Raw genomic sequence first — 11322 nt, forward strand, 5'->3', positions numbered from 1 at the left:
TATTCCCATTCGCTGAGTCGACGTGATGCTGACGAGCTTTGACCTGAGTCAGCTGATCTTTATCAGCGCGGCCTACCTGCTGCTGCTTTTCGGCGTTGCCTGGATCAGCGAACACGGCCTGATCCCGCGCTGGGTGATCCGCCATCCGCTGACCTACACCCTGTCGCTAGGCGTGTTCGCCAGCGCCTGGGCCTTCTACGGCACGGTCGGCCTGGCCTACCAGTACGGCTTCGGCTTTCTCGCCAGCTACCTGGGTGTGACCGGCGCCTTCCTCCTGGCACCGGTGCTGCTCTATCCGATCCTGCGCATCACCCGCACCTATCAGCTGTCGTCGCTGGCCGACCTGTTCGCCTTCCGCTTTCGCAGCAGCTGGGCCGGCGCGCTGACCACACTGTTCATGCTGATCGGTGTGATGCCGCTGCTGGCCCTGCAGATCCAGGCGGTGGCCGACTCGATCGGCATCCTCACCCGCGAACCCCTGCAGAACCGCTTCGCCCTGGCGTTCTGTGCGCTGATCACGCTGTTCACCATTCTCTTCGGTGCCCGTCATATCGCCACCCGCGAGAAGCACGAAGGCCTGGTGTTCGCCATCGCCTTCGAGTCGGTGGTCAAGCTGTTCACCCTCGGCGCCATCGGTCTCTACGCGCTGTATGGCGTGTTCGGCGGGCCGAGCGAGCTGGAGCTGTGGCTGGTACAGAACCAGGCCGCCCTCAACGCCCTGCACACGCCCTTGCAGGAAGGCCCCTGGCGCACCCTGCTGCTGGTGTTCTTCGCCTCGGCCATCGTCATGCCGCACATGTACCACATGGCCTTCACCGAGAACTTCAACCCGCGCGCCATCGTCAGCGCCAGCTGGGGCCTGCCGCTATTCCTGCTGCTGATGAGCCTGTCGGTGCCGCTGATCCTGTGGGCCGGGCTCAAGCTGGGCGCCACCACCAACCCCGAGTACTTCACCCTCGGCCTGGGCATCGCCGTCGGCAACAAGACCCTCGCCCTGCTGGCCTATGTCGGCGGTCTGTCCGCCTCCAGCGGACTGATCATCGTCACCACCCTGGCGCTGTCGGGCATGGCACTGAACCACCTGGTGCTGCCGCTCTACCAGCCGCCGGCACAGGGCAACATCTACCGCTGGCTGAAGTGGACACGCCGCGCGCTGATCATCGCCATCATCATGGCCAGCTACGGCTTCTACCTGCTGCTCGGCGCCGAACAGGACCTGGCCAACCTGGGCATCGTCGCCTTCGTCGCCACCCTGCAGTTCCTCCCCGGCGTGCTCTCGGTGCTGTACTGGCCGACCGCCAATCGCCGCGGTTTCATCGCCGGCCTGCTCACCGGTATCGCGGTGTGGGCGGTGAGCATGCTGCTGCCGCTGGTGAGCAACCTGCAGGGCATCCACCTGCCGCTGTTCAACATCATCTACATCCTCGACCAGGAGAACTGGCACCTGGCCGCGACCAGTTCGCTGGCGGCCAACGTGCTGGTGTTCACCCTGGTCTCGCTGTTCACCGAAGCCAGCAGCGAAGAGAAAAGCGCCGCCGAAGCCTGCACCGTGGACAACGTCCGCCGCCCACAACGCCGCGAGCTGGTCGCCGGCTCGCCCCAGGAGTTCGCCACCCAACTGGCCAAGCCGCTGGGCGGCAAGACCGCGCAGAAGGAAGTGGAACAGGCTCTGCGCGACCTGCACCTGCCCTTCGACGAACCGCGGCCCTATGCCCTGCGCCGCCTGCGCGACCGCATCGAGGCCAACCTTTCCGGCCTGATGGGGCCGAGCGTGGCGCAGGACATCGTCGAGACCTTCCTGCCCTACAAGAACGGCAGCGAAACCTACGTCAGCGAAGATATCCACTTCATCGAGAGCCGCCTGGAGGACTACCACCTGCGCCTCACCGGCCTGGCCGCCGAGCTGGATGCACTGCGCCGCTTCCACCGCCAGACCCTGCAGGAATTGCCAATGGGCGTCTGCTCGCTGGCCAAGGATCAGGAGATCCTCATGTGGAACCGTGCCATGGAGGAACTCACCGGCATCTCCGCGCAGCGCGTGGTCGGCTCGCGCCTGGGCGCCCTCGACCAGCCGTGGAAATCGCTGCTGGAGGACTTCACCCGCCAGCTCGACGAGCACCTACACAAGCAGCACCTGAACATGGATGGCGAAATGCGCTGGCTCAACCTGCACAAGGCGGCCATCGACGAACCCCTGGCGCCGGGCAATAGCGGCCTGGTGCTGCTGGTGGAAGACGTGACAGAAACCCGCGTGCTGGAAGATCAGCTGGTGCACTCCGAGCGCCTGGCCAGCATCGGTCGCCTGGCTGCCGGCGTGGCCCATGAAATCGGCAACCCGGTCACCGGCATTGCCTGCCTGGCGCAGAACCTGCGCGAGGACCGCGAGGACGACGACGAAATGGTCGAACTGAGCGGGCAGATCCTCGACCAGACCAAACGCATCTCGCGCATCGTCCAGTCGCTGATGAACTTCGCCCATGCCGGCCAGCAGCAGCGCGCCGAATACCCGGTCAGCCTGGCCGAGGTGGCGCAGGACGCCATTGGTCTGCTGGCGCTCAACCGCAACAGCACCGAAGTGCAGTTCTTCAACCTGTGCGACCCCGACCACCTGGCCAAGGGCGACCCGCAACGCCTGGCCCAGGTGCTGATCAACCTGCTGTCCAACGCCCGCGACGCTTCACCGCCGGGCGGCGCCATCCGCGTGACCAGCGAAGTCTCGGAAATGAGCGTGGTCCTGCAGGTGGAGGACGAAGGCACCGGTATTCCGCAGGCCATAATGGATCGCCTGTTCGAACCCTTCTTCACCACCAAGGACCCGGGCAAGGGCACCGGCCTGGGCCTCGCACTGGTCTATTCCATCGTGGAAGAGCATTATGGGCAGATCACCATCGACAGCCCGGCAGACCCCGAGCGCCAACTCGGAACCCGTTTCCGCGTTACCCTGCCGCGCTTTATCGACACGACGCCCGTAGCGACCTAAGCAGTGACCTGAGATCGTCGAGAGAGAATCAATGCCCCATATCCTCATCGTCGAAGACGAAACCATTATCCGTTCGGCCCTGCGCCGCCTGCTGGAACGCAACCAGTACCAGGTCAGCGAAGCCGGCTCGGTACAGGAAGCCCAGGAACGCTACAGTATTCCTGGCTTTGACCTGATCGTCAGCGACCTGCGCCTGCCTGGCGCCCCTGGCACCGAGCTGATCAAGCTGGCCCAGGGCACGCCCGTGCTGATCATGACCAGCTACGCCAGCCTGCGCTCGGCCGTGGACTCGATGAAGATGGGCGCGGTCGACTACATCGCCAAACCCTTCGACCATGACGAAATGCTCCAGGCCGTGGCGCGCATTCTGCGCGACCATCAGGAGGCGCGCCGCGCCACACCGAACGAAGCCGGCAAGCCGGCCAAGGCCGCCGCCAATACAGCAGTCGAAGGCGATATCGGCATCATCGGCTCCTGCGCCGCGATGCTGGATATGTACAGCAAGATCCGCAAAGTCGCCCCGACCGACTCCAACGTGCTGGTCCAGGGTGAATCCGGCACCGGCAAGGAACTGGTTGCCCGTGCCCTGCACAACCTGTCACGCCGCGCCAAGGCGCCGCTGATTTCGGTGAACTGCGCGGCGATTCCGGAAACCCTGATCGAGTCGGAACTGTTCGGCCACGAGAAAGGCGCCTTTACCGGCGCCAGCGCCGGTCGTGCCGGCCTGGTGGAAGCGGCGGACGGCGGCACGCTGTTCCTCGACGAGATCGGCGAACTGCCCCTGGAAGCCCAGGCCCGCCTGCTGCGTGTACTGCAAGAGGGTGAGATTCGCCGGGTCGGCTCGGTGCAGTCGCAGAAGGTAGATGTACGCCTGATCGCCGCAACCCACCGCGACCTCAAAACCCTGGCCAAAACCGGCCAGTTCCGCGAAGACCTCTATTACCGCCTGCACGTCATCGCCCTCAAGCTGCCGCCACTGCGCGAACGCGGCGCCGACGTCAACGAAATCGCCCACTCTTTCCTCGCCCGCCAATGCGCCCGCATGGGCCGCGAAGGCCTGCACTTCGCCCACGATGCCGAGCAGGCAATTCGGCATTACCCGTGGCCGGGCAATGTGCGCGAACTGGAAAACGCCATCGAGCGTGCGGTGATTCTCTGCGAGAGCCCGGAGATTTCCGCCGAGCTGCTGGGTATCGATATCGAACTGGATGACCTGGACGACGATTTCGACGGCGCCGCCAGCCCCGCCACCAGCAACAACAGCCATGAGCCGACCGAGGACCTGTCACTGGAGGACTACTTCCAGCATTTCGTCCTCGAGCACCAGGACCACATGACCGAGACCGAACTGGCCCGCAAGCTGGGCATCAGTCGTAAATGCCTGTGGGAACGCCGCCAGCGCCTGGGCATTCCACGCCGCAAAACCGGCGTGGCGACCGACTCCTGAGCCGTTACCCGCGCGACCCACGGGCCGCGCAAAGGTTCCGCAAGCTGTTACCCCTGCAAATATTGCGTAACAAAGCCGGGTTCATCGGTAACGGAAACCCGGCTTTTTTGTGCCTGCCGTTTACCACTGAAAATCGTAAGTGACTGAAAACAAAGGGCTTACAAAAAACTGGCACGGGTTCTGCTTTATCTCTTGCACAACAACAATAACAAGCTTGAACCCACACAATAAAAATAAGACAGAACGACTCCAGCACAACAAAAACAACATGGCGGAGGCGCAGCTAACTGATTCTTTTGGAGAGGATTTGCCTTTGGGGTTCGCCCCACGACCAGGCTGAGAACAACAAAACTGCTCTAAAGCAGCGCCTGAACTGGTTGGGTCACGGAATGATCATGGCAGCATCAGCATCCAAAGCAATCCGTTTGCTACTGGTACCCGAATTGGGATACCAACAACGGGCTGAACAACAAAAACAACAGGCCCGCTATAACAATAATAATAAAGCACGCACCTACTTGGGGGGGAGCTTCGGCTCCCCCAGTAGCTTTACCCCCAATCCCCGTTTTAATTCACCATCCCCCCTCCCAGTGCTAGAATCCGCGCCAATCCTGCGGTCTCTTGCGTTCCCGGCCGCCTATACCCCCAGACAGTGCCGCCCATGCTGAAGAAGCTGTTCAAGTCTTTTCGCTCTCCCCTGAAGCGCAACGCCCCTCATCACAGCGCCCCGGAAGTTCTAGGCCCTCGCCAGCATTCGCTGCAGCGCTCCCAGTTCAGCCGCAACGCAGTGAACGTAGTGGAACGCCTGCAGCATGCCGGTTACCAGGCCTACCTGGTCGGTGGCTGCGTACGCGACACGCTGCTCGGCATCCACCCCAAGGACTTCGATGTGGCCACCAGCGCCACCCCTGAGCAAGTCCGCGCCGAGTTCCGCAATGCCCGCGTGATTGGCCGCCGCTTCAAGCTGGCCCATGTGCACTTCGGCCGGGAGATCATCGAAGTCGCCACCTTCCGCAGCAATCACCCCCAGGGTGACGAGGAAGAAGACAGCCACCAGTCGTCTCGCAATGAAAGCGGACGCATCCTGCGCGACAACGTGTATGGCAACCAGGAAGACGACGCCCAGCGCCGCGACTTCACCATCAACGCCCTATACTTCGACGTTACTGGCGAGCGCATCCTCGACTACGCCCGTGGCATGCACGACGTACGCAACCGCCTAGTGCGGCTGATTGGCGACCCCGAGCAGCGCTACCTGGAAGACCCAGTGCGCATGCTGCGTGCAGTACGTTTCGCCGCCAAACTCGACTTCGATATCGAGAAGCACAGCGCCGCACCGATCCAGCGTCTGGCACCGATGCTGCGCGACATCCCCTCCGCGCGCCTGTTCGATGAAGTGCTCAAGCTGTTCCTCGCCGGTTACGCCGAACACACCTTCGAGCTGCTGGTCGAATACGACCTGTTCGCCCCGCTGTTCCCGGCCAGTGCCGCCGCACTCAAGCGCAACCCGGAATACGCCGGCAAACTGATCCGCCAGGCCCTGGCCAATACCGACGACCGCATTGCCCAGGGCAAAACGGTCACCCCGGCCTTCCTCTTCGCCGCCCTGTTGTGGCCTGCCCTGCCTGCCCGCGCCCTGCAACTGCAGGATCGTGGCATGCCACCGATTCCGGCCATGCAGGAAGCGGCTCACGACCTGATCACCGAGCAGTGCAAGCGCATCGCGATTCCCAAGCGGTTCACCATCCCGATCCGCGAAATCTGGGACATGCAGGAACGCCTGCCGCGCCGCAGTGGCAAGCGCGCCGACCAGTTGCTGGAAAATCCGCGCTTTCGCGCCGGCTACGACTTCCTCCTGCTGCGTGAAGACGCTGGAGAGAAGACCGACGGCCTGGGCGACTGGTGGACCGACTACCAGGACAGCAACGACAGCGAACGCCGCGGCATGATCCGCGACCTCGCCAACCGCCCGGATGACGAAGGCGCGCCTGCCGCAGCCAAGCGCCGTCGTGGCGGCCGCCGCCGTCGCGGTCCGCGCACGGACGCTCCGGCCAGCGAATAAGATGGAACGGGTCTATATCGGCCTGGGTAGCAACCTGGCCGAGCCGCTGCAGCAACTCCGTGCGGCCTTGGCGGCGCTGGCCGCGCTGCCAGGCAGCCAACTGGCTGGCGTGTCGTCCTTCTATGCCAGCGACCCGCTCGGCCCGCCGGACCAGCCGCGCTACGTGAATGCCGTCGCCGCCCTGGATACCCGCCTGCAACCGCTCGAACTGCTCGACGCCCTGCAGACCATCGAACGCGAACAGGGCCGCGTACGCAAAGCTGAACGCTGGGGCCCACGCACCCTCGATCTGGACATCCTGCTGTTTGGCCAACGCTGCCTCGCCGAAGAGCGCCTGGTCGTACCGCACTACCACATGCACGCCCGTGCCTTTGTGCTGTATCCGCTGGCAGAGATCGCTGCCGACCTGCTGCTACCGGATGGCCGCCCCCTGAGCGAGCTGCTCGCCGCCTGCCCATTCGCAGGGCTGGAGCGCCTGCCCGGCTAGCGCCCCCAACGCAGGTAACGCCGTAACACAGCGGTAACACCCCACGATTGACTTCATGCACCCTCATCGGGACTATAGGCGTCCCGTTGCCCCGCGGCGGTGCAAGCACCGCGCGCAGATGAGGAAGATTTCATGCCTGATACAACCATAAGCACCCTGTTGGGCCTCAAGCAGAAGAGCGAGAAAATCGCCATGCTGACTGCCTACGACGCCACCTTCGCCCAGGCTGCCTGCCAGGCTGGTGTGGATGTGCTGCTGGTGGGCGACTCCCTCGGCATGGTCCTGCAGGGGCACGACAGCACCCTGCCGGTCAGCCTCAACGAGATGGCCTATCACACCGCCGCGGTGAAGCGCGGCAACCAGGGCGCACTGATCCTCAGCGACCTGCCCTTCATGGCCTACGCCACCCTTGAGCAGACCTTCGCCAGCAGCGCCGTCCTGATGCAGGCCGGTGCGCACATGGTCAAGCTGGAAGGCGCCGCCTGGCTGGCTGAGCCCATCCGCCAACTGGCTGAGCGCGGCGTACCGGTGTGCGCGCACCTCGGCCTGACCCCGCAGGCGGTCAACGTCCTGGGCGGCTACAAGGTCCAAGGCCGTGGCGATGCCGCCGCGCGCCAGCTGCGTGCCGACGCCATGGCCCTGGAACAGGCTGGCGCCGCCATGCTGCTGCTGGAATGCGTGCCCAGTGAACTGGCTGCCGAGATCAGCCAGTCGGTGAAGATTCCGGTGATCGGTATTGGCGCAGGCTCGGCCACCGATGGCCAGGTGCTGGTCCTGCACGACATGCTCGGCCTGTCCCTGACCGGTCGCGCACCGAAGTTCGTGAAGAACTTCATGGAAGGCCAGCCAAGCATCCAGGCCGCCCTCGCCGCCTATGTAGAGGCGGTCAAGAACGTCAGCTTCCCCGGCGAAGAACACGGATTCTCTGCATGAACACCGTCAAGACCGTACGTGAACTGCGCGCCGTCGTGGCCCGCGTACGCAGTGAAGGCAAACGCATCGGCTTCGTGCCGACCATGGGCAACCTGCACGAAGGCCATATCGCCCTGGTGGAAAAGGCTAGCCAGCGTGCCGACTTCGTGATCGCCAGCATCTTCGTCAACCCGCTGCAGTTCGGCCCCAACGAAGACCTGGCGACCTACCCGCGCACCCTGGTCGCCGACCAGGAGAAACTGGTCGCCGCCGGCTGCCAGCTGCTGTTCGCCCCCGATGTGGAAGAGATGTACCCCAACGGCATGGGCGGCCTGACCAACGTCAGCGTGCCCGGCGTGTCCGAAGGCCTGTGCGGCGGCAGCCGCCCCGGCCACTTCGATGGCGTCGCCACCGTGGTCACCAAGCTGTTCAACATGGTGCAGCCGGACCTCGCCATCTTCGGCGAGAAGGACTTCCAGCAACTGGCGGTGATCCGCGCCCTGGTGCGCGACCTGAACATGCCGGTGCAGATCATCGGCGAGCCGACCGCGCGTGCCGAAGACGGCCTGGCGCTGTCCTCACGCAATGGCTACCTGAACGATGAGCAGCGCGCCGCCGCCCCTGCCCTGTACCGCACCCTGAATCAGCTGGCGGATGCGGTGCGCCAGGGCGAGCGTGACTTCGCCCAGCTGGTCACAACCGGCAAGGCCAGCCTGGAAGCCGCCGGCCTGCGCCCCGACTACCTGGAAGTGCGCGACAGCAGCACCCTGCGCCAGGCCGGCGCCGACACCCAGCAGCTGGTGATCCTGGCCGCTGCCTTCCTCGGCAAGACGCGCCTGATCGACAACCTGGCTTTCGACCTGTAAAGCCCGCACAGCACAGTCTTGAACCCCTCCGGGGGTTCGGGCAAACTCTGCCGCCGCCGCATTCCGAGAAGGGACCCGCCATGCACGCCATCATGCTCAAGGCCAAGCTGCACCGCGCCATCGTCACCCACGCCGTGCTCGATTACGAAGGCTCCTGCGCCATCGACGGCGAGTGGCTGGACCTGTCCGGCATTCGCGAGTACGAGCAGATCCAGCTGTACAACGTGGACAACGGTGAACGCTTCACCACCTACGCCATCCGCGGTGAAGAAGGCTCCAAGATCATCTCGGTCAACGGCGCCGCCGCACACAAGGCCGGCGTCGGTCACCGCCTGATCATCTGCGCCTACGCCCACTACAGCGAAGCCGAGCTGGCCAATTTCCAGCCGCGCGTGCTGTACATGGGCGCCGAAGGCGAGCTGAGCCACACCAGCAACGCGATTCCCGTACAGGTCGCCTGACCCAGACCCGTACCGCTACACTTCAAGCCCGGAACCTTCCGGGCTTTTTTACAGGCCATTGAAAACGTTGGCGAGGCAGCCGAGGCTAGGCGAGAACAACCGAAAAAGCGCAGTTTACGAGCTGTAAATGAGCATTTTGAGGTTGTTCTCAACGACGTATCGGCAACGCAGATAGTTTTCAATGGCCTGTAAATGCTCGACAGCACACCGGCCACACAACAAGGAAACAGCCGCTCATGGCGTACCACCAGCACCCGCTAGACGTCACCACCCTGCCCGCCTGGGAGGCCCTGCGCCAGCATCGCGAGGCCATGCAGACGTTCAGCATGCGCGAAGCCTTCGCCAGCGACGCCAAGCGCTTCAACCAGTTCTCCATGAGCACCTGCGGCCTGTTTCTCGATTACTCGAAGAACCTGATCACCCCGCAAACCCGCGATCTGCTGGTCAACCTGGCCAAGGAAGCTGGCCTGGAAGCGGCCATCGAAGCCCTGTTCAACGGCGAGCAGCTGAACGCCTCGGAAGGCCGCCCGGCGCTGCACACCGCGTTGCGCCGGCCGATCGGCGACTGTGTCAAGGTCGACGGGGTCAACGTGATGCCCGACGTGCATCGCGTGCTCAACCAGATGACCGATATCGTTGGGCGCATCCACAGCAACATGTGGCGCGGCTACAGCGAGAAAGCCATCACCGACGTAGTCAACATCGGTATCGGCGGCTCCTTCCTCGGTCCGCAACTGGTTTCCGAGGCGCTGCTGCCGTTTACCCAGCACGGCGTGCGCTGCCATTACCTGGCCAATATCGACGGCAGCGAGTTCCATGAGCTGACCGCCAAGCTGAGCGCCGAAACCACCCTGTTCATCGTTTCCAGCAAGTCCTTCAGCACCCTGGAAACCCTGAAGAATGCCCAGGCGGCGCGCACCTGGTACCTGGCCCGTGGCGGTACCGAGGAGAAGCTCTACCGCCACTTCATCGCCGTGACCAGCAACAAGGAAGCGGCCATCGAGTTCGGCATCCGCGAGAAGAACGTGTTCCCGATGTGGGACTGGGTCGGCGGGCGCTACTCGCTGTGGTCGGCCATCGGCCTGCCGATCGCCCTGGCCATCGGCATGTCCAACTTCAAGGAACTGCTGTCCGGCGCCTACAGCATGGACAGCCACTTCCGCAGCACCTCCTTCGACAAGAACATGCCGGTACTGCTGGCCCTGCTCGGCGTCTGGTACGGCAACTTCTGGGGCGCGCAGAGCCACGCCATCCTGCCGTACGACCACTACCTGCGGAACATCACCAAGCACCTGCAGCAGCTGGACATGGAATCCAACGGCAAGAGCGTGCGCCAGGACGGCAGCCCGGTGAGCACCGATACCGGCCCGGTGATCTGGGGCGGCGTCGGCTGCAACGGCCAGCATGCCTACCACCAGTTGCTGCACCAGGGCACCCAGCTGATTCCGGCCGACTTCATCGTGCCGGTGGTCAGCTACAACCCGGTGGCCGACCACCACCAGTGGCTGTACGCCAACTGCCTGTCGCAGAGCCAGGCGCTGATGCTCGGCAAGAGCCGCGAGGAGGCCGAAGCCGAACTGCGCGTGAAGGGCGCTGGCGAGGCCGAAGTGCAGCGCCTGGCGCCGCACAAGGTGATCCCGGGCAACCGTCCGAGCAACACCCTGGTGATGGAACGGGTCAGCCCGCGCCGCCTGGGAGCGCTGGTGGCGATGTACGAGCACAAGGTGTTCGTACAGAGCGTGATCTGGGGCATCAACGCCTTCGACCAGTGGGGCGTGGAGCTGGGCAAGGACCTCGGCAAGGGCGTCTACCAGCGCCTCACTGGCTGGGACCAACCCGCCGCCGAGGACGCCTCGACCCAGGGCCTGATCGACTTCTTCCGCGGCCGTCACCGCGGTTGACCCCGCAAACTCGACACCCTGTGGCTTAAGAAAAACGCCGCGACTCTCTTGCAGGGTCGCGGCGTTTTTTCTTCTGCGCGCGAGCAACTCGCTCCTACGTTCAGGCCCCGGCCACCGCTACCTGACGGCAGGCAAACGAGCGCATTAACGGGCCACTACTTGAACCAAGCACCTGCTTGGGAGCACCCTAGCGGCATCGCGGCCAC

The 11322-nt window shown here is 64.1% G+C and carries 8 protein-coding genes; all 8 read left to right on the top strand.

The features are described from left to right. Window positions 1-25 precede the first annotated feature (25 nt). The 8 genes from H3H51_RS00360 (at window position 26) to pgi (ending at window position 11116) form a co-directional block, all read left to right on the top strand. The gene (locus H3H51_RS00360) at window positions 26-2980 is read left to right on the top strand and encodes a sensor histidine kinase (RefSeq protein WP_183087035.1); all 2955 of its coding nucleotides are present in this window, start codon (window positions 26-28) and stop codon (window positions 2978-2980) included. A gap of 31 nt (window positions 2981-3011) precedes the next feature. Continuing rightward, a complete protein-coding gene (locus H3H51_RS00365; RefSeq protein ID WP_183087036.1) occupies window positions 3012-4427 on the top strand; it encodes a sigma-54-dependent transcriptional regulator in 1416 nt (471 codons plus the stop codon). 661 nt (window positions 4428-5088) lie between these two features. Further along, the gene (locus H3H51_RS00370; RefSeq protein ID WP_183087037.1) at window positions 5089-6489 is read left to right on the top strand and encodes a polynucleotide adenylyltransferase PcnB; all 1401 of its coding nucleotides are present in this window, start codon (window positions 5089-5091) and stop codon (window positions 6487-6489) included. A gap of 1 nt (window position 6490) precedes the next feature. Further along, window positions 6491-6976, top strand: a complete 486-nt coding sequence (gene folK, locus H3H51_RS00375; RefSeq protein ID WP_183087038.1) for a 2-amino-4-hydroxy-6-hydroxymethyldihydropteridine diphosphokinase — start codon at window positions 6491-6493, stop codon at window positions 6974-6976. 132 nt (window positions 6977-7108) lie between these two features. Next, a complete protein-coding gene (gene panB / locus H3H51_RS00380; RefSeq protein WP_183087039.1) occupies window positions 7109-7909 on the top strand; it encodes a 3-methyl-2-oxobutanoate hydroxymethyltransferase in 801 nt (266 codons plus the stop codon). Then, a complete protein-coding gene (gene panC, locus H3H51_RS00385; RefSeq protein WP_183087040.1) occupies window positions 7906-8754 on the top strand; it encodes a pantoate--beta-alanine ligase in 849 nt (282 codons plus the stop codon). Before panB ends, panC begins: the two co-directional genes overlap by 4 nt. An 80-nt stretch (window positions 8755-8834) precedes the next feature. After that, on the top strand, window positions 8835-9215 hold the full coding sequence (gene panD / locus H3H51_RS00390) for an aspartate 1-decarboxylase (protein WP_183087041.1): 381 nt from the start codon (window positions 8835-8837) through the stop codon (window positions 9213-9215). A gap of 236 nt (window positions 9216-9451) precedes the next feature. Then, window positions 9452-11116: a glucose-6-phosphate isomerase gene (gene pgi / locus H3H51_RS00395; RefSeq protein ID WP_183087042.1), complete on the top strand. Its 1665-nt coding sequence runs from the start codon at window positions 9452-9454 to the stop codon at window positions 11114-11116. The last annotated feature ends 206 nt before the right edge of the window (window positions 11117-11322 follow it).

Source organism: Aquipseudomonas ullengensis, assembly GCF_014174475.1.
Taxonomy (GTDB): domain Bacteria; phylum Pseudomonadota; class Gammaproteobacteria; order Pseudomonadales; family Pseudomonadaceae; genus Aquipseudomonas; species Aquipseudomonas ullengensis.